At 46.7% G+C, this 18,157-nt stretch carries 18 protein-coding genes and 12 tRNA genes; 2 read left to right on the forward strand and 28 right to left on the reverse strand.

Features of this window, described 5'->3' with window-relative positions; all coding sequences use genetic code 11:
• Positions 1-200: 200 nt before the first annotated feature.
• The 13 genes from CEG13_RS15165 to CEG13_RS15225 all read right to left on the reverse strand — a co-directional run bounded on the left by CEG13_RS15165 (position 201) and on the right by CEG13_RS15225 (position 2,325).
• Positions 201-274, reverse strand: a tRNA-Ile gene (locus CEG13_RS15165).
• A gap of 12 nt (positions 275-286) precedes the next feature.
• A tRNA-Gly gene (locus CEG13_RS15170) sits at positions 287-360 on the reverse strand.
• Positions 361-411: 51 nt separating this feature from the next.
• A tRNA-Pro gene (locus tag CEG13_RS15175) sits at positions 412-488 on the reverse strand.
• Between the two features lie 5 nt (positions 489-493).
• Positions 494-570: transfer RNA gene (locus CEG13_RS15180), tRNA-Arg, on the reverse strand.
• 63 nt (positions 571-633) lie between these two features.
• Positions 634-717: transfer RNA gene (locus tag CEG13_RS15185), tRNA-Leu, on the reverse strand.
• A gap of 60 nt (positions 718-777) precedes the next feature.
• Positions 778-862, reverse strand: a tRNA-Leu gene (locus CEG13_RS15190).
• Between the two features lie 5 nt (positions 863-867).
• Positions 868-943, reverse strand: a tRNA-Lys gene (locus tag CEG13_RS15195).
• Positions 944-1,102: 159 nt separating this feature from the next.
• Positions 1,103-1,177 (reverse strand) — tRNA-Gln (locus tag CEG13_RS15200).
• A gap of 5 nt (positions 1,178-1,182) precedes the next feature.
• Positions 1,183-1,259 (reverse strand) — tRNA-Asp (locus CEG13_RS15205).
• Between the two features lie 29 nt (positions 1,260-1,288).
• Positions 1,289-1,360 (reverse strand) — tRNA-Glu (locus tag CEG13_RS15210).
• 8 nt (positions 1,361-1,368) lie between these two features.
• A tRNA-Ser gene (locus tag CEG13_RS15215) sits at positions 1,369-1,459 on the reverse strand.
• Between the two features lie 3 nt (positions 1,460-1,462).
• Positions 1,463-1,537 (reverse strand) — tRNA-Asn (locus CEG13_RS15220).
• A gap of 329 nt (positions 1,538-1,866) precedes the next feature.
• Positions 1,867-2,325: a SprT family protein gene (locus CEG13_RS15225; RefSeq protein WP_100012746.1), complete on the reverse strand. Its 459-nt coding sequence runs from the start codon at positions 2,323-2,325 to the stop codon at positions 1,867-1,869.
• 206 nt (positions 2,326-2,531) lie between these two features.
• Here CEG13_RS15225 and CEG13_RS15230 point away from each other — a divergent pair, with 206 nt between their 5' ends.
• Positions 2,532-3,995, forward strand: a complete 1,464-nt coding sequence (locus CEG13_RS15230) for a catalase (RefSeq protein WP_100012747.1) — start codon at positions 2,532-2,534, stop codon at positions 3,993-3,995.
• A gap of 92 nt (positions 3,996-4,087) precedes the next feature.
• On the opposite strand, the gene CEG13_RS15235 is transcribed toward CEG13_RS15230, so the two are convergent.
• From CEG13_RS15235 to acpS, 15 genes are all read right to left on the reverse strand, one after another.
• On the reverse strand, positions 4,088-6,241 hold the full coding sequence (locus tag CEG13_RS15235) for a Tex family protein (RefSeq protein ID WP_100012855.1): 2,154 nt from the start codon (positions 6,239-6,241) through the stop codon (positions 4,088-4,090).
• Between the two features lie 286 nt (positions 6,242-6,527).
• Complete coding sequence (locus tag CEG13_RS15245) at positions 6,528-7,121, reverse strand: SpoIIE family protein phosphatase (RefSeq protein WP_100012749.1); 594 nt, start codon at positions 7,119-7,121, stop codon at positions 6,528-6,530.
• Positions 7,118-7,909, reverse strand: a complete 792-nt coding sequence (gene sigB, locus CEG13_RS15250) for an RNA polymerase sigma factor SigB (RefSeq protein ID WP_100012750.1) — start codon at positions 7,907-7,909, stop codon at positions 7,118-7,120. Before sigB ends, CEG13_RS15245 begins: the two co-directional genes overlap by 4 nt.
• Positions 7,881-8,357: an anti-sigma B factor RsbW gene (rsbW, locus tag CEG13_RS15255; protein ID WP_100012751.1), complete on the reverse strand. Its 477-nt coding sequence runs from the start codon at positions 8,355-8,357 to the stop codon at positions 7,881-7,883. Before rsbW ends, sigB begins: the two co-directional genes overlap by 29 nt.
• Positions 8,357-8,689, reverse strand: a complete 333-nt coding sequence (locus CEG13_RS15260; protein WP_100012752.1) for an STAS domain-containing protein — start codon at positions 8,687-8,689, stop codon at positions 8,357-8,359. The genes rsbW and CEG13_RS15260 overlap by 1 nt, the downstream gene beginning before the upstream one ends.
• A 103-nt stretch (positions 8,690-8,792) precedes the next feature.
• Positions 8,793-9,806 carry a PP2C family protein-serine/threonine phosphatase gene (locus tag CEG13_RS15265; RefSeq protein ID WP_100012753.1) on the reverse strand — a complete coding sequence of 338 codons (1,014 nt, stop codon included), beginning with the start codon at positions 9,804-9,806 and terminating at the stop codon, positions 8,793-8,795.
• 177 nt (positions 9,807-9,983) lie between these two features.
• Positions 9,984-10,385, reverse strand: coding sequence for an anti-sigma regulatory factor (locus CEG13_RS15270; protein WP_100012754.1), 402 nt, complete (start codon positions 10,383-10,385; stop codon positions 9,984-9,986).
• 2 nt (positions 10,386-10,387) lie between these two features.
• Positions 10,388-10,744: an STAS domain-containing protein gene (locus CEG13_RS15275; protein ID WP_100012755.1), complete on the reverse strand. Its 357-nt coding sequence runs from the start codon at positions 10,742-10,744 to the stop codon at positions 10,388-10,390.
• Positions 10,745-10,748: 4 nt separating this feature from the next.
• Entirely contained in the window at positions 10,749-11,621 is an 873-nt protein-coding gene (locus CEG13_RS15280; protein ID WP_100012756.1) for an RsbT co-antagonist protein RsbRA, read from the reverse strand.
• Between the two features lie 373 nt (positions 11,622-11,994).
• On the reverse strand, positions 11,995-12,360 hold the full coding sequence (locus tag CEG13_RS15285; RefSeq protein WP_100012757.1) for a type II toxin-antitoxin system PemK/MazF family toxin: 366 nt from the start codon (positions 12,358-12,360) through the stop codon (positions 11,995-11,997).
• Positions 12,361-12,364: 4 nt separating this feature from the next.
• Positions 12,365-12,649 carry a CopG family ribbon-helix-helix protein gene (locus CEG13_RS15290; RefSeq protein WP_100012758.1) on the reverse strand — a complete coding sequence of 95 codons (285 nt, stop codon included), beginning with the start codon at positions 12,647-12,649 and terminating at the stop codon, positions 12,365-12,367.
• Between the two features lie 155 nt (positions 12,650-12,804).
• On the reverse strand, positions 12,805-13,935 hold the full coding sequence (gene alr, locus CEG13_RS15295) for an alanine racemase (RefSeq protein WP_100012759.1): 1,131 nt from the start codon (positions 13,933-13,935) through the stop codon (positions 12,805-12,807).
• A gap of 292 nt (positions 13,936-14,227) precedes the next feature.
• A complete protein-coding gene (locus CEG13_RS15300; protein WP_100012760.1) occupies positions 14,228-15,241 on the reverse strand; it encodes a LolA family protein in 1,014 nt (337 codons plus the stop codon).
• Positions 15,242-15,298: 57 nt separating this feature from the next.
• Positions 15,299-16,816 (reverse strand): NAD(P)H-hydrate dehydratase, encoded by a 1,518-nt coding sequence (locus CEG13_RS15305; protein ID WP_100012761.1) that lies wholly within the window; start codon positions 16,814-16,816, stop codon positions 15,299-15,301.
• Between the two features lie 59 nt (positions 16,817-16,875).
• A complete protein-coding gene (acpS, locus tag CEG13_RS15310) occupies positions 16,876-17,235 on the reverse strand; it encodes a holo-ACP synthase (RefSeq protein WP_100012762.1) in 360 nt (119 codons plus the stop codon).
• 155 nt (positions 17,236-17,390) lie between these two features.
• On the opposite strand from acpS, the gene CEG13_RS15315 reads away from it, so the two are divergent.
• On the forward strand, positions 17,391-18,152 hold the full coding sequence (locus tag CEG13_RS15315; protein WP_100012763.1) for a rhomboid family intramembrane serine protease: 762 nt from the start codon (positions 17,391-17,393) through the stop codon (positions 18,150-18,152).
• Positions 18,153-18,157: the final 5 nt, after the last annotated feature.

The raw sequence follows: 18,157 nt of genomic DNA on the forward strand, positions 1-18,157 counted from the left end.
GATGGTCTTAGCTTCAAAAATTGTTTCAGGGGAACCATCGTTTGCTAAAAGCATCCAATGGCTTCCTCTTGTTTCGTTCATACTGGTTGTTTTGTTCAGTTTTCAAAGAGCAAATCTTAATTGCTGTTTTTCTAGCAAGTTTTTAAGTATACAATAATAAACAGCGGATGTCAATGCTTAATTTTAATAAAAAAGCACAATGGGCCTGAGTGGACTCGAACCACCGACCTCACGCTTATCAGGCGTGCGCTCTAACCAGCTGAGCTACAGGCCCACAAAAATTAAATGGAGCGGGTGATGGGAATCGAACCCACATCATCAGCTTGGAAGGCTGAGGTTTTACCACTAAACTACACCCGCATTTGGTGAGAAATTTGTTTTTATACCCTCGGCATACTATATTATCCGGAGTGGTCGGGAAGACAGGATTCGAACCTGCGACCCCTTGGTCCCAAACCAAGTGCTCTACCAAGCTGAGCTACTTCCCGTATAATGGCGCGCCCGAGAGGAGTCGAACCCCTAACCTCTTGATCCGTAGTCAAACGCTCTATCCAATTGAGCTACGGGCGCTAAAGCATGATAGTTAAATATAACATGTATTTCACACATTCACTATCATATATTGGAAAGAAGTGCGGCCGAGAGGACTTGAACCTCCACGGGATTAACTCCCACTAGGCCCTCAACCTAGCGCGTCTGCCATTCCGCCACGACCGCATTGTGCTGTTTAAAAGGAAAAATTAATTGCTGCAATAAATTCAGCAGCAATTAAAGTGATGCGGATGAAGGGACTTGAACCCCCACGTCCTAAACGGACACTAGAGCCTGATTCTAGCGCGTCTGCCAATTCCGCCACATCCGCAAAAATGGTGAGCCATGGAGGATTCGAACCTCCGACCCTCTGATTAAAAGTCAGATGCTCTGCCAGCTGAGCTAATGGCTCCTATAATTGAAGTTTTACTGTTATTTCGCAAGCGTTCATTTCAACACCATCATTCATTCAGCGATAATGCGCTCCTTGAAGGTATGCACACAACAGTTTATCCAAATTTAACGTGTTTGCACTAAACGTTTTATGATTTTCCTCACTCAGAAATAAAAATGGCTGGGCCACCAGGATTCGAACCTGGGGTACACGGGATCAAAACCCGATGCCTTACCGCTTGGCTATGGCCCAACAACTGGCGGTCCGGACGGGACTCGAACCCGCGACCTCCTGCGTGACAGGCAGGCATTCTAACCAACTGAACTACCGGACCCAGCTCTTTTTAAAAAATAATTAAGGAAATGACCCGTACGGGATTCGAACCCGTGTTACCGCCGTGAAAGGGCGGTGTCTTAACCACTTGACCAACGGGCCATATAAAATGGCGGAGAAGGAGGGATTTGAACCCTCGCGCCGTTCTCACGACCTACACCCTTAGCAGGGGCGCCTCTTCAGCCACTTGAGTACTTCTCCGAATGGCTCCACAGGCAGGATTCGAACCTGCGACCGATCGGTTAACAGCCGATAGCTCTACCACTGAGCTACTGTGGAATAATCCTATCAATCAATATATGTTGACTGTCCAGTTGCTGTCTTCGAAGATTTTTGATTCAAATGCAACGTTAAATATAATACAGTATTTTTAAAATAATGTCAAACACTTTTTTCAGCTGATTGCGCCAGGCAATTTGTCAGCTTTTATAATTTATCACGGATGACAACTTTCGTCAATGGATTTCATTAAAAAACTTGGGTTCAACCTTTAAACACCAGGAATACCTTGATGTTTCTTCATTACACTTGCAAGTTCCGCAATAACCTTCCCCAATAATTCAGCTTGGAAAGAGAGACTCCTATACGCATACTGCCTCCCTCAATACTCATTCGCCTTCTGCCTTCATCAGCCTGCCCCGGCATTTGCCACACCTGTATCTTCCCGTATTCACTCTGCGCATGCGGCGATATTCCTGGCCGCAGTCTTTGCAGCGGTATAGATACTTATACTCGGGCTGGGAAGGAAGTGGAGTGCAATGTCTTGGCGAGCCGGTTTGTTTCAGCAGCTTTTTGAAATCAGCATCCCCGTGTTTATAACCTTTCCCTTCTATATGAAGATGGTAGTGGCATAATTCATGTTTTATGATGCCGATGAACTCATCCCCTGCCATTTCCGCCGCATATTTCGGATTTAATTCAATGACTCTCTTTACGGGGATATATCTGCCCCCTGTGGTACGGAGTCTGAAGTTAAACTGAACCTGATCCTGGAATGGTTTGTGGAAATGCTGGCGGGAGAGTGAATCTACCAATTCATGCAACTCTCTATCAGTTAAAAGTGCCATTTGCGAAAACTTCCTTAGATTTTATACCTTTTTCCCTATTATACGGACAAACAATATTCTTGTAAATCAGAGATGCTCCTATTAATATAGTAGTAAGAGAAAGTCGATGTTATTTAAAATGATTTTAATTAAACATTGATTTTTATCTGTGATGTATTATAATAAATAGTGGACATACATTCTGCAAATGGAGAGGGGATACACATATGAGTAAGGAAAGAAAAACACTTACCTCAGGAAACGGCGCACCTGTAGGGGATAATCAAAACTCGCTTACTGCCGGGCAGCGAGGACCTGTATTAATTCAGGATTACCATTTAATTGAAAAACTGGCACACTTCAACAGAGAACGTATTCCGGAGCGTGTTGTACACGCAAAAGGCGCCGGAGCATTTGGCTACTTCGAAGTGACCAATGATGAAATTTCCAAATACACAAAAGCTGATTTCCTTAGCGAAAAAGGCAAACGCACCGATATGTTCATCCGTTTTTCAACAGTTGCCGGAGAACTTGGCTCAGCTGATACCGTTCGTGACCCGCGCGGTTTTGCGGTCAAGTTTTATACAGATGAAGGAAACTATGACCTTGTCGGCAATAACACACCAATCTTTTTCATTCGTGATGCCATCAAGTTTCCGGATTTCATTCATACGCAAAAACGTCATCCGCAAACCGGCTTGAAAGACGTCAACATGGTGTGGGATTTCTGGTCCCTTTCACCAGAGTCGCTGCATCAGATCACTTATCTGCACTCCGACCGTGGTATTCCGGCGACACTTCGCCATATGAACGGCTACGGAAGCCATACCTATAAATGGGTAAATGAAGAAGGAGAAGCATTTTGGGTAAAATATCACTTCGTCAGTGACCAGGGTGTGAAAGGTCTTGACCCGGAATTAGCGGACAAGATTGCCGGTGAAAATCCGGATTACCACAGGGAAGAGCTGTTCAACGCCATTGAAGAAGGTGATTATCCTTCTTGGACGTTGTACGCGCAGATCATCCCTTTCGAAGACTACAAAACGTACGAGTGGGACCTGTTTGATGTAACGAAAATAGCGTCCAAGAAAGACTACCCGCGGATTGAAGTTGGGAAAATGGTGCTGAACCGCAACCCGCAAAACCATTTTGCCGAGGTTGAGCAGTCAGCTCTGACACCAGGCAACTTTGTACCAGGAATCGAAGCATCACCAGATAAAATGCTGCAGGGACGTATCTTCAGCTATGGAGACGCTCATCGCTACCGTCTTGGTGCTAACCATCAGCAAATTCCGGTAAACCGTCCGAAATCTGAAGTAAACAACTATCAGAAAGATGGTTACATGACCGTAAACGGAAATGGCGGAGCCGCTCCAGTATATGAGCCAAACAGCCTCAATGGACCGGCGGAAGATCTGACCAAAAAATCCAACCCGTTTGAAGTTTCCGGCGAAGCAGACAGCGTGGCATATGACAGCGAAGATCACTACACGCAGCCTGGCAACCTCTACCGCTTAATGAGCGAGGAAGAGAAAGCCCGCCTCGTTAAAAACTTCGCGGACCATATGCGTCCAGTCGAAAGTGACGAAATCAAACTGCGTCAAATTGAACACTTCTACAAAGCGGATCCTGAATGGGGCGAAAGAGTTGCAGAACTCCTCGGCCTGTCGGTTCCAGAGAGTGTAAAATAAGATAATATGAAAGAGCCGTGCACAGTTGCACGGCTCTTTTTTATACTAAATATATTTGACTGTCATTGAACGAGCTTCTCACTTAATCCCATCTACTTTTTCACCATAGACAGAGCAATACGCCCTTTCTGTACATCTACCTGCTCCACCCAAACAGTCACCACATCCCCTACTGCTGTGATGTCCATCGGATGTTTGACAAATTTGTTTGCCATTTTGGAAATGTGCACAAGTCCGTCCTGTTTCACTCCAATATCAACAAACACACCAAAATCGACGACATTCCGTACCGTTCCCTGCATCTCCATTCCAGGTGCTAAGTCTTCCAGAGATATGACATTTTGTTTAAGCAATGGCTGCGGGAAATCATCACGCGGATCGCGCTCCGGACGGCCGAGTGCCTGCATAATATCAATTAATGTCGGTTCGCCAATCTCCAGCTGTTCTGCCATATCCCGGCTGTTGACGGACTGGAGTTTTTCCTGCAGTTGTTCGGTTCCAATATCCGCTTGGCTGCAATCGAGAATTTTTAGTAATTGTTCCGTCGTTTTATAGCTTTCCGGGTGAATCGGTGTACGATCCAGTGGATGTTCGCCATCCGTAATACGTAAAAATCCGATGCCCTGTTCATAGGTTTTTGCACCAAGACGCGGTATTTTTTTTAGCTGCTTCCGATTAGTAAATTTTCCTTCTTCATTTCGTTGTTTCACAATATTATTCGCAACCGTGCTGCTTAAGCCTGCAACATATTGCAATAAGGAACCGGAAGCTGTATTCACATTGACGCCAACCTGGTTTACCGCCGTCTCCACTACAAAGGTCAGTGAAGCATTCAGCTCCTTCTGGCTGACATCATGCTGGTACTGCCCGACACCGATTGACTTGGGGTCAATTTTTACCAGTTCGGCCAATGGGTCCTGCACCCGCCGGGCAATCGAAGCCGCACTCCGCTCCTCCACCTGCAAGTCGGGGAATTCCTCCCGAGCCAGTTTGGATGCAGAATAGACACTGGCACCTGCTTCATTGACGATAATGTATGGCAGTTCCAGGCTGTTTTCGGAAATAACATCAGAAATAAACTGCTCTGTCTCGCGGGAGGCCGTGCCGTTACCAATTGCCACGAGCTCAATGTTATATTTTTTCACCAGCCCCAGAACTATCTTTTCCGCTCGCCGCACATCTTTTCTTGGAGCTGTCGGGTACATTACTCCCACTTCCAGAACTTTTCCTGTCTCATCAATAACCGCCAGTTTGCAGCCGGTCCGGAAAGCAGGATCCACTCCCAGGACGGTTCTTCCTTTTAAAGGCGGCTGCAGCAATAAATTCTTCAGGTTTTCGGCAAAAACAGAAATCGCCTGTTCTTCTGCATTTTCCGTCAAACTACTGCGGATCTCCCGCTCAATCGATGGCTCGATCAACCGTTTATAGCTGTCCTCAATAGCGGCCTTCAGCACCTCTTTCCCCTTTTCTTGGGTGCTTTGTTTGATGATTTTCTTTTCCAAGTAGCCGATGATCCGATCTCTTGGCGGTTCGATCGACACCTTCAGCACTTCCTCTTTCTCCCCGCGGTTTAATGCCAATATCCGGTGGGAAACCATAGAGCGCACAGGTTCTGAGTAGTCATAGTACATTTCGTACACACGCTTTTCATCTTTTTCCTCGTTTTTCACCGCTGACTGCATCGCCCCACGCTTGAAGGTTTCCTCGCGAATGTATTCACGATACACCGGCTCATCGGACATCCACTCTGCCAAAATATCATTGACCCCTTGAAGGACATCATCTGTTGTATGTAAATCATGTTCCTCGGAAAAATAATTCTCCGCTTCCTTGTGCACGTTGCTGATGGACTGCTGCCAAACCTGTTCGGCCAGCGGCTCCAGTCCTTTTTCTTTGGCAATGGTCGCCTTGGTGCGGCGTTTCTGCTTGTATGGCCGGTACAAATCTTCCACACGCTGCAGTTTATCCGCCTGGATGATTTCCTGCTTTAATTCTTCGGTTAATTTCCCCTGTTCCTCGATAATTCGGAGCACTTCTTCTTTTCTTTCCGATAAATTAACGACATATGTCCATTTGTCCTGGATATCTTTAATCTGCACTTCATCCAGACTGCCCGTGGCTTCTTTCCGATAGCGGGCGATAAAAGGCACGGTATTCCCTTCGTTTAAAAGTGTAATTACTTTATCCACTGTACGTTTCGCAATTTCTGTCTCTCTGGAAACCCAACCAATCAAGTCTTGTTTCATTTCCTCTGCCACTGTGACTCCACCTTTCTCTACCTTTATAGTTTATCAAAAATCGTGTGGCGTGCCTAATAAAGCTTGAAAGGTTAAGCTGCCGCTGCGGAAATACCCCTCGCTTTCGGGCGGGGGTTCCTTACTCTCGACCGGAAGTTTCTCCTCTCGGACGAAAGTTCTTGCCCTCGACCGCAAGTCCCAGTTCTCGGCCCGAAGTTTCCTCTCTCCGCCGGAAGTTTCCTCTCTCGGCAGGAAGTTCCCACCACAAAAAAGACTGACTCCCATTAGCCAGCCTTCACCCTTCATATCTTATCGCAATCAATGTCGTATCATCTACACGAACCTCGTCGCTCATCACAGAAAACGTATTGGTGATGGTGTGTACATTGTCATTCAGTAAGTACCGCTCTGCTAATTCCTTATCGGTCACACCGTCGGAGAACATGATAAAATTTGTCTCCGGTTCCAATTTTTCTTCGACCACCTTAAATGGGCGCTCATAGCCTGCCAGATAGCCCCCATTGGGAATATTGCGCTTTTTCTTCCGGCCGTTAATGGTCATCATGCCGATATTCCCAATAGAGGAAAAAGAGGACGTTTGGGCATGGAAATCCAGCTTCAGGATACCAACGACCACTCCCCTTTTTCCAGCCAGCTGCTGGTTGCAAAGCTTCACCAGCTGCCCGACTGCGCCCCCGGCATTATTTTGAATAATGTCTATTACAATTTGCGAGGATTCTTTGGCATGTTCTCCGCTTCCAAGGCCATCTGCAATGGCGCATACAAAAAAGCCATCAGATTCTGTATAAAAGTAGCTGTCGCCGCACTGATAATTTCCTTTTTTGGGCTTTTGAAAAACAGAGACTTCTACCTTGCTTGAAGAGCTCAATCAAAAACCTCCGAACTTTCCGACTGAATGGCCTCCCGGAGTTTTCTTAGTGCACGGCGCTGCAATCTGGAGACATGCATTTGCGAGATGCCGAGCAGTTCTCCTGTTTCTTTCTGGCTTAAATTTTCAAAATAGGTGTACTTAAGAATCTGCTGCTCACGCTCAGAAAGTACCGGAAGAACTTTTTCCAGAATCATCCGCTGGTCTATATTTTGATAACCATTTTCTTCATTGCCTACGAGGTCCAAAATGGAGACAGTACTGCCGTCGGAATCGGCTTCTATTTTATGGTCTACAGAGAGCGCCTTGTAGCTTTTGCTCATCTCCATCGTTTCCAGGACATCTTCCTCGGTTGCTTCCAAGTAATCGGCAATCTGCTGCACAGAAGGCGATTCCTGATTGGCTGTAGTCAGTTCATCCACAGCCTTTCTGATTCGCGGTCCGAGCTCCTTAATTCGTCTCGGAACATGTACACTCCATGTCTTGTCCCGGATAAACCGTTTAATTTCCCCAATAATCGTTGGGATAGCGAAAGACTCGAAGGATTTGCCAAATGATGCATCATAACGTTTCACCGCTGCCAAGAGACCAATCATGCCAACTTGCACCAAATCTTCATGAATGGTGGAGTTCTTGGAATATTTTCTGGCAATGGATTCCACGAGATTTTCATATTTCAGGACGACTTTCTCCTGTACTTTCTCGTCCATCGGTTCTGCTTGAAGATGTTCAATCCATTGGTATACTTCATCTCGCCCTTTATTGTCTGGTTGAGATTTGGTCGTCATCAGAGAACACCTCAGCTTCATTTAAAAACTTAGTCATGATTACAATTACACCAGAATTTGTATTAATCTGCACCTTATCCATCAGTGCATTAATCAAGAAGAGACCAAAACCTCCCTCTCTAAGGTTTTCGACAGGTTCCGATTGTTTATAGGGTCCGATGCCATCTTTAATTTCGTTCAGTTTGAAACTTCCCCCATGATCGGCAACCATCACTTCCAGCCGGTCTTCGTATACACCAAATCCTACGGTGATCTCCCCGTGACCGGAGTCTTCATAACCGTGAGATACAGCATTTGTAAGTGCTTCAGAAACCGCGACTTTCAAATCCTCTATTTGCTCATACGAAAAACCCATCCGGTTTGCGATCCCTGAGATGCTTAGCCGGATGACACCAACATATTCCGATTTTGCGGGGAGCTTCATTTCAATAAAATCCATCATATCCATTACTCACTTCCACCCCGAATCCCGTCTTTTATGGTTATTACTTCATCCAGCCCTGTAATCCTGAACAAACGGCGCACGCTATCCTGGATATTCACCAGCTGCATGCTGCTGTCATTTTCCTTGGTGGATTTCAGCGCACTGATAAAAACACCGAGCCCTGTGGAGTCCATATAGTTAACTTTTGCCAAATCGACTTCCACCAATTCACCCTCAGTTTTTGTCAATGGCAGCAGGGCTGTTCGTAAGTCAGGTGCTGTATAAGTATCGATTTCTCCTGATAAATGAACGATTGATTTGCCCGACTCGTCCACGACATCAATTTTTAAATTCATATTCTACCTCCTGAAAATGAATAAACGGCTGTATGGTGCCGAGCACAACATTTCAACCGTTTTACATCGTATCATCATTCTATTTTCCCGCATCATATTATCCTTAAACCTGTTTTTTTAAGATTAACAAGGTAAAATCGTCGCGCAGCTGAAAATCCTGCAACCGCTCAAAGTGCTTATAAACCTGCTGCACCATCTCTTGGGCAGGGAGATCGGCATACTGCTTAATCACATCAAGTAATTCCTCGGTCTCGATAAATCGTTCCCCATCCCGGGCTTCGGTCACGCCGTCTGTCAGCAGGACCACCATATCGCCCGGGTAAATCGGGAGCTCATATTGCTGGTATTCCGTATCAGGCGTCACACCCAGCACGATCCCTTTTGAGTGGATTTCTTCAAAAGAATCTGTTTCGGCATTATAGTAAAAGCCTGGTTCATGCCCGGCGGATGCATACCGCAATGTACTCTCAGAGGGGAGGTAATGGGTGTAAAACATCGTAATAAAGATTCCCGGGTCCACATTACGCTCCACTACTTTATTAAGGTTTGTTAACATCTTCTTTGGACTCGTCGACTCTTCCGGATAGGTTTCCATCGAGTACTTGATCATCGACATGCATAAAGCAGCCGGGATCCCTTTTCCGACAACATCGGCTATAGCAATCCCGAGAGATCCATCTTCCCCTTTAACAAAATGGTGGTAATCGCCGTTCATCTGATGAGCTGGGACACTCACCACCCCGATATCCAGTCCCTCAATTTCCGGTTTCGTTGTTCCCAACAAAGTTTTCTGCATATTGGCTGCAACCGAGATTTCCGACTTCAGGGTAAGCTGCTCTTCACGCAGATTCTGGTACTCTTGGTGGGCGAGACCATAAGCGATCATCGTCTCCAGCAAAAAATCCATGGAGGCCTGGACATCTTTACACATCTCCGGATAAAGCTCGGCCATTGCCTGGATATACAAATTGACGATTTCATCTGGCAGGATTTGTTTTTTGATAAATGATTTACTGACCTGTTCCGCTCCGTATAGTGACTGCTCGTCCCGGGTTTTAATATAATGCTCAAGCAAATCTTTATATGTTGCTGCGTCGATTTTTATCGCGTTGTCCATCTCGTATCCCCCCCTAACTGATTGTCAGGACTTCTGTTTTTCTGTTCCGTTTTATATAGTAATTTTCGCTGTATTGTTTACTAATTGGGACGGTTTATACGGAGACCCCCCACTGATTATGCGGAGCATGCCCTCCACTCGTGCATTTTCGTCATTCAACGAATTCCAATTCCACACTCAGCGAACCCATTTGATACACTGCACAGTGGTCCCTTTTCCTTCCTCTGACCGCAAGTCAAATTCATCCGAGAGACGTTTTACGCCCGGAAGCCCCGCCCCGAGTCCGCCTGAAGTCGTGTAGCCGTCCTCCATCACCAAACTGAGGTCAGGAATACCGGGACCTGAATCGGTGGCAGTAATGATTAGCCCTTTGCGCCCCATTTTCTCCAGAATTTCATAGCTGATTGTCCCGCTTCCTGCATATAAATAGATATTACGGGCCAGTTCGGAAATTGCTGTGGCAATCCGCGCCTGATCCACCGTTCCGAAACCAGCCTCTTTGGCAATATTGCGGCCCATTTGCCTGGCGCCGACAATATCCCATTCCTCTTTTATTTCAACAAAAGATTGAGGTTCCATCCCTATTCCCCCAGTTCCTGGTAGAGTTTGACAAGCCCTTGTTCCAGGTCCATGGCGGTAGGGACATCCTGCAAATGAATGCCAAGATCGATCAGTGTTAATGCCACCGCCGGTTGGATTCCGGTTAGTACTACCTTCGCCCCCATCAGATCAGACATTGATATAACATCACCAAGAACCTTCGCAATAAAGGAATCGATAATTTCCACGGAGGTTAGATCAATTACTACACCCGAGGAACCGTTTTGATGAATTTTGTTGAGTAAATCTTCCTGAAATTGTATAGCTGTATTGTCATCTATCTCTGTTTGAATCGAGATCAAAAGATAGTTGTTTAATTTTAAAATAGGAATTCGCATGCTCTCACTCCCCTTTTATGGAATGGATTAGATTTTCAACGTTCTCATCTTTCCTATCAAACTCAACGATCTTTCTGTCAGTGAGTTCAAGAGCCCGCCTAAATCCTTTTTCCATAGTGCTCTGGGTTGGGAATTTACTTAGATCAATCCCCAGATTGACGATTGTCTGTGCAATTTCCGGACGGATACCTACGAGAATACAAGTGGCACCGACCAAACGCACAGCTTCAGCTGCCTTGATAATATGATGAGCTACCATCGTATCGACAATCGGCACCCCGGTAATATCGATCAGTACAACTTGGGAATTGTGATTGATCACCCCGTCAAGCAAATTCTCCATAATTAATTTGGCACGTTCCGTATCAATGGTGCCCACCAGCGGCATGGCTGTTATATTATCAACCAGTGGAATGATTGGAGCGGATAATTCCTGAAGAGCAACCTTCTGCATGGAGACGGTCTGCTCCCAGCTACCGGTATATTCATCAACGAGCTGACGAATAATTGGATCCAGCCAGTCATCGACACTTTTCATAACTTCAGTGAAATCGGCAATATCCCTTTGTTCCGCAGGCTGATTGACGATATAGTTTACCATGACTCTCCTGAATACCTGCAGACCATCCGTAATATAGCTCAGCGGCCAGCCAAGATTAATAACCTTCTCCGCAAAATTTTCCACCGAAGCAGGCTCCATATTATTTTTGATGCTTCTAAAGATAACATTAACAAATTCCCTGTTTGTGGTCTCAAACAATTCATCAGGTATCGACTTAATATTGCTTTTTTCCTTGTCAGAATTAATTTCCTCCAGCCACTTCTGCACGATAACGTCGCTGTTTTCCAATACGATTTCCTTAAGCTTTCCGTCCATTCTCGTACCCCCGTTGATTTATTTATTGTTATTTCTTGTTGTATTTTTATTAATGTAGTCGTTTATAGACTATTGTAACATATAATCTGTGAAAACTCTCGAAACATCCTGAGCATATTGGAAAAATGCGGAAACGCGGGAATAATTTTGGCGGGTTATGGCAGTGGGGGCGGGGTGGTCGTTCTGGGGTTAGGCGGAATGGTTGGTGTGGTGGTGCTCGGGAGGAAGTTTGTGCTCTCCGGCGGAAGTTCTCCGCCCCTCGAGTCCCAATCCCTCTTCTCCGGTTGAGTTCTCGTTCTCTGGTTGGAGTTTCCGCTGAATCCCCCGCTTACCCCTACACACAACTAAAAAACCCTCCTCTTCACAAGGGGGGCTAGTTACCGTTACCATACATATCCTTTAAACCAAGACTGATTTCCAGCGCGTGATTAATCTTCTTCATCATTTCCTGGTCAAGCTTTGTGATTTTATCCGTTAGGCGCTGCTTATCCAATGTGCGGATTTGTTCCAGCAATATGACGGAATTGCGGTCAAATCCGTACCGCTTGGCGTTGATCTCCACATGGGTTGGCAGTTTAGCCTTTTGGATTTGAGCTGTGATTGCAGCAACAATCACGGTAGGACTAAAACGGTTACCTATATCATTTTGCAGGATCAGTACTGGCCGGACGCCGCCCTGTTCTGACCCCACTACTGGGGATAAGTCGGCGAAATAGACTTCGCCTCGTTGAACGATCAAATTGTTACACCCCGATCACAGTGCGCTCTAGAGTGGTTTCAGCCTCCTCTTCGGCCTGAAAAGCCTCGGAAGCAATTGTTAGATTAATCCGGGCCATTTCTTCATAACCACGTTGCATCGTTTCGTAAAAGCTCTGGATGTGTTCATCGCGCTTATGCTGCAAGTAGTTTCTCGTCGCCTGACTAATGAAGTCACTCAAATCGCTGTTTTCATATTTCATGAATCCATCCACCTCATTCAGTAGGTTTGTTGGTAATTTAACTAACACTTCCTGTAAACTCTCTGACAAAACCATACACCTCCGCCAACTGTTGAACGAACCATATAAATGTCACGTTTAATATTATCATTCATCCGACACGTTTGCAAAGGGATTCTGCAAGTTTTTATAAAAAAAGCTGTTTTTGTCGTTTAGAAACTGTCTCGAAGTGGTATATGAAAACATTATCGCTTACTGCCTGAATATATTCTCGGAACACGTTCATTGATCATACAGGGGATTTCATAATTAATTGTCTCCAGATGTGCGGCCACCTCATCCATGTCGATGAATGCTCCCTGCTGGTGTCCAATCAAGGTAACCTTTGTGCCGATCGGATATGCCTGATCCAGCCGAATCATCGTCTGATCCATGCAAATTCTGCCGACAATTGGCATTCGTTTTCCGTCTGCCAGCACATCCATCCCCTGCAGTTTGCGAATCCACCCGTCCCCATAGCCAATTGGAATGGTGCCGATCCATTCCTCTTCCTGCGCGCTATAGGTGCGGCCATAGCTGATCGTGTCGCCAGCTGCCACTTGCTTGACATTCACAAGTCGGCTGTGGAGCGAGAAGGCCTGCTTCAGCGATATTCCCTGCTCCGACTTAACCACAGAAGATGGATACAGACCATACATAGAAATGCCAAATCGAATGGCATCATACATCTCCCCCGGCAGGCGGATGGACGCCGCACTATTGCCGGTATGGATCGTCACCGGATGCGGCCACATTTCGCGAAAGACGGCGAGCAGTTTTTCAAAGCAATCCTGCTGCTTTCGCAAATAGGTGAAATCTTTCTCATCTGCCGTTGCAAAATGCGTAAACACTCCAGTTAAATATATGCTTGGATTTTTATTTAATGCATAAAGGATGTCTCTCAGCTCGGATTCTGTCCGAAGTCCGATCCGACCCATCCCCGTATCCCACTTCATATGCACCTTCAGCGGTTTTGGAAGTGTGTAGCTGCTTATTTCCTCCAGCCATTCTTCCTGAAAAAATGTGAGCGTGATATCGTGCTCTGCAGCAACTGGCGCTCCTCTTGGCGGCACCCAGCCGAGCACAAGAATCGGCACATCGATCTGAGCCTTTCTCAGTTCCAGCGCTTCTTCCAAAAGAGCCACACCCAACGCTTTCGCCCCTGCCTTGAGTGCCTGCTTTGCCACCGCCACACTGCCATGGCCATAGCCGTCTGCCTTGACAATGGCGATAATATCGCTTGTGTCGGGGAGTTTTTCCGCCATTTGCCGGATGTTGTGGTCGATGGCCGACAGATCGATCTCCGCCCATGTATCTCGATAAAAACTTGCCTTCACTGTTAGTACTCCTTCTTCTATAGCAGTTTTTCTTTATTATTTCTGTTTGTGCGGTTGGTGTCAACCAAGTCCACGAGTATAATTTTATTTTAACACGATCTTAGGGGGGGGCGCGTGATTTGATGCCGTGTCCGCGCGATTCGGCGCTGAGTTCGCGCTATTTGAGGTGTCTGTCTCGCGAATTAACATCTTGGCCCCGCGACTTAACATCCATGCCAACACTTCCCCACAATTATCAAACACAAAAAAGCAGACCCCCCTCCACCTGTGAGTCTGCTTGCCTGTGATCCATTTATTTCACTGCTATTCCCTGAACGGATTGTGCGACTTCGATCATCTCTTCCCTGGTAAGTTCTTCGCTTGCCAGCATGTATTCCACGCCATTTGCGGTCCATTCTATATTGTTCCCGGAAATGGATCCCACGGTATGGCCGAGGTTGACGATCTCTCCATTCACTGGCTGTGGAGCGGAGAAAGTCGGCTGCACCTCTGCCGTTTCCTGTACCAGGGTGAAATTTTTATCTCCGGAATATTGGAGAATCGTCCGCTGCCCGTTTTCCAATTCCGTGTCACTTCTCTCGGTCAGTTCAGCACCTGCAGTAAATGTCGGCATCAGCACGGCCAGTGATCCATCTTGCTGCTGGTGAGACATTGTCGGGGCTGCTGTACTTGTTGCCATGTTTTTCTCCATCGTAAAGTCATCCTCAGCGAACTCCGGCGACGTATCAAATTCCGTGAATTCCACTTGCACCAATACGTTCTGATCCTGATCGAGCACATTCACCAACAGCGGCGTTAAGGTATTTTTGTCAAAATGGATTTCCTGGAACGGCAGGTTATTATTGCTTTGATAGTTGGTTTTTGTACGGAAAACGTAATGGGATTCGGTTGCTTCAAATTCTGCTTCCTCGTCATTCAGCACGTCCTGCACCAAGGACTGGTACAAATATGGCTGACTGCTGTTGTCCGGCCATTCCGATTGAAATTTAAAGCTTTTGTTCAGCGCAGGTGTCAGCACAAAGACTCCCTCTTCATTTTTCAAAATCACCTGGCTGCCTTGTTCATCCTGGCTATTTTCCAGCGCCACCCGGTAGAAGTCCTCTTTCTTGTGCCAAATGTCAATGTTGAATTGCTGCGATTCTTGCCCGGTGTTCATTTCCATGACAGCTTGCGCCTTATATCCGCTCATTTCTTCCAAATTCTCTTGCAATTGGGCCGCTACATCCTCCTGCGATTTCTCTCCGCAGGCCGCCAGCACAAAAATCAAGCTGAATACCGTTAAGCTAATCGCTAAGATTCTTTTCATGAACATATCTCCCTTGTTGTCAGTCCAAACAAGAGGGAACATTTTCACGCAAATTAACTAAGAAATGCTGCGATATGCATCTGCTATTCCTTCGATCACATCAGAAGCCAAAAGATCATGATAACTGTGCTTCTTGTCCACTAAACGATCGGCTGCTTCCCCGTGGAGATAGCATGCATTGCATAATGCCGGAAAAACTTCCTGCTTCTGCATCACCATGGCGAGGACCATGCCTGTCAGGATATCGCCGCTCCCGCCCTTGGCAAGTCCCGGATTGCCGGTCGGGTTCACTCCTTGAGTGCCGTCGGGTGCGGTAATGATCGTGTGGCTGCCTTTCAGCACCACATAAACCTGGTACTTCCGCGCAAATTCCTCGGAATAGGCAAACGGCTTGGCCAATAGCTCAGGAACCTCTAATCCTAAAAGCATCGCCATTTCTCCGGGATGCGGGGTAAGCACCGTCGGGTTTGTACGATTTTCCAGGATGGCAAGATCGGCTTTTACATGGTGCAGAGCATCTGCGTCAACCACCACTGGGCCTGGTGCTTTTTCCATGACTTGATGGACCAGCGCCTCGGTGTCCTTGCTGCGTCCCATCCCGATGCCCAGCGCGACCGCATCATACGCATCTGCTGGAACGGGTTTGTCATTGTTCAGCACACCATTCGTTTCGCCAAGAGTGAGATAGGTTGCTTCGACATTCCAGGGAGCAATCATGTTCATCACCCGCTCAGTCGTTGCTGCGGTGATAAGACCTGCTCCTGTCCGCAATGCAGCTCGTACCGTCATGGCGAGCGAACCTGGCATTTCCGCACTGCCTCCGATCACCAGGCCTTTTCCATGATCGCCTTTATGATCATTTTGCTGGCGCGAGGGCATCGTCTGGCGAAAGTTCTCTGCGGTCCAAACCTGTCTTGTCGCATGCTGCCTGAGAACCTTCATTGGCATGCCGATCGATACAGTCTCCCAACTGCCGTAGTAGGATGCCGTTGCCTGGAGAAAGGCGCTTATCTTTGGCGCGGCAACGATGATTGTTTGATCCGCCTGTACTGCCGTAAATTCCTGCACCCCTTCACCTGCCGGAAGACCTGATGGAATGTCCAGCGAAATCGTCCTTACAGGCGAGTCGTTGAGAAGTTTCACCATTCCGGCCAGCGGTTCACGCAATTCACCATTTATGCCCGTTCCGATCATGGCGTCGACCACCACATCCGCTTCACTCAGCCAAGCCCCAAGCTCAGCAGATTCGGAAATTCTGGCAACCTCTCCCCCGAAGTTTTCAAGGAGCTGCTTGTGATAAAGCGCATCCCCGGTAATTTTCTCATCAGGCACGACTTGTACCACTTGAACGTCATAAAAATCGTTCATCAGCGTCCTTGCCGCGACAAATCCGTCGCCGCCATTATTGCCCGAGCCCGCAAGCACCAGTATCCGGTCTGACTTCTCGCGCATCTGTTCAAGCCTCTCGGAAATCGCCCTTCCCGCATTTTCCATCAGCATTTTACCTTCCAGGCTGGTTTCCTCCATCGTTATGCGATCCATATCGTTCATTTCTTTTGCGGTGAAAATAAACAAAATTGTTCCCTCCTACCCGCACTAAAATATATGAGACAACCTTGGCAAATATGCACCAGTCATTTGCTTTCCAGGACAACTTGAGCAACCGCATATTCCCGTGAATGGGTAATCGAAAGGAAAGGGCGGAGAGACTCATAGCCGTTTGCACGGATATTCGGCGCCCCCGTCTTATCGGTTGTTACTTCTATGTCTTGAAAACTTAAGATGCCGATCCCTGTGCCGGTAGCTTTGGCGAATGCCTCTTTTGCAGCAAATCTCCCGGCGAGAAATTCACTGCGACGTTGGTCTGTAGGCATGCGTTCAAATAACTCTTTTTCCTTCGGTGTCAGCACCCGGTCAGCCAGCCGCTCACTTTTCTCCAGGCTGTGCGCGATACGGTGCAATTCCACGATATCGATGCCAATTCCTTTTATCATTGTCTATATCCTTCCTGCGGTGTACATATTTTTTCCATTCTTCTTCAACATTTAGTAAGCTAAAAGGAAGTTATACCTGCTTCCGTGCTCAACTATAATAATAGTACCCGACAAACATGAAAGATAAAATAATTTTGCCGCAGGGGGAACCCAATATGTTTATACGAAATGAGAGAAGTATAAAAGAATTTATCCAGTATTATCCTGTGACATCAGTGCTTGTGATAGTCTTTATGGCGTTATGGCTGATTATTGATTTTCTGCAGCTTCCGTTTGGAAATCTGATCTATCAATGGGGAGCCGGGAATAACTTTTTTGTTGATCAGGGACAGTACTGGCGGCTCGTTACGCCGATCTTCCTGCATGGCGATCTCATGCATATGCTGTTTAATTCCTTTGCCCTGGTGATTTTCGGTCCAGCGCTGGAGCAGATGCTGGGGAAAGTGAAGTTTCTCATCGCCTTTCTTACAGCGGGAATCATCGGAAATATCGCCACTTTCATCTTTGGCCCAGCGGAAATCTTTTATGTGCATCTGGGCGCTTCCGGCTCGATTTACGGTCTTTTCGGCATTTATTTGTTTATGCTCGCTTTCCGCAAACATTTTATCGACTCCGGCAGCAGACAGGTGATTTTAATTATCTTTATTATCGGTTTGGTCATGACTTTCATCGGCTCGAATATCAACTCCACCGCCCATATTTTCGGAGCTATTGGAGGCTTCCTGATTGCACCAATCGTCTTGATTAGGGCAAACCCTTACTCTCCCTGGAGGAATCGGCGGCATTTTTACCGGGAAAAAGATGAGGGTGACGTCCAATTTGATCCGAACCGCTGGCAGAAGAAAAAGCGTTCCAAAAAAATCATTTGGATTATTGTAGGGATTCTTGTTCTGATTGCTATTTGGAATCGACTGTAAAAAGG

It is taken from the genome of Lentibacillus sediminis (genome assembly GCF_002763455.1).
Lineage (GTDB): Bacteria > Bacillota > Bacilli > Bacillales > Amphibacillaceae > Lentibacillus_D > Lentibacillus_D sediminis_A.

Coding starts and splice junctions, on each gene's coding strand:
- CEG13_RS15230 (WP_100012747.1), top strand. CDS start 2,532: ATGAGTAAGGAAAGAAAAACACTTACCTCAGGAAACGGCGCACCTGTA.
- CEG13_RS15265 (WP_100012753.1), bottom strand. CDS start 9,806: ATGGACAACGCGATAAAAATCGACGCAGCAACATATAAAGATTTGCTT.
- CEG13_RS15280 (WP_100012756.1), bottom strand. CDS start 11,621: ATGGACGGAAAGCTTAAGGAAATCGTATTGGAAAACAGCGACGTTATC.
- acpS (WP_100012762.1), bottom strand. CDS start 17,235: ATGATAAAAGGAATTGGCATCGATATCGTGGAATTGCACCGTATCGCG.
- CEG13_RS15260 (WP_100012752.1), bottom strand. CDS start 8,689: ATGAATTTAAAAATTGATGTCGTGGACGAGTCGGGCAAATCAATCGTT.
- CEG13_RS15225 (WP_100012746.1), bottom strand. CDS start 2,325: ATGGCACTTTTAACTGATAGAGAGTTGCATGAATTGGTAGATTCACTC.
- CEG13_RS15300 (WP_100012760.1), bottom strand. CDS start 15,241: ATGAAAAGAATCTTAGCGATTAGCTTAACGGTATTCAGCTTGATTTTT.
- CEG13_RS15270 (WP_100012754.1), bottom strand. CDS start 10,385: ATGGAACCTCAATCTTTTGTTGAAATAAAAGAGGAATGGGATATTGTC.
- CEG13_RS15275 (WP_100012755.1), bottom strand. CDS start 10,744: ATGCGAATTCCTATTTTAAAATTAAACAACTATCTTTTGATCTCGATT.
- CEG13_RS15315 (WP_100012763.1), top strand. CDS start 17,391: ATGTTTATACGAAATGAGAGAAGTATAAAAGAATTTATCCAGTATTAT.
- rsbW (WP_100012751.1), bottom strand. CDS start 8,357: ATGGATATGATGGATTTTATTGAAATGAAGCTCCCCGCAAAATCGGAA.
- sigB (WP_100012750.1), bottom strand. CDS start 7,909: ATGACGACCAAATCTCAACCAGACAATAAAGGGCGAGATGAAGTATAC.
- CEG13_RS15235 (WP_100012855.1), bottom strand. CDS start 6,241: ATGAAACAAGACTTGATTGGTTGGGTTTCCAGAGAGACAGAAATTGCG.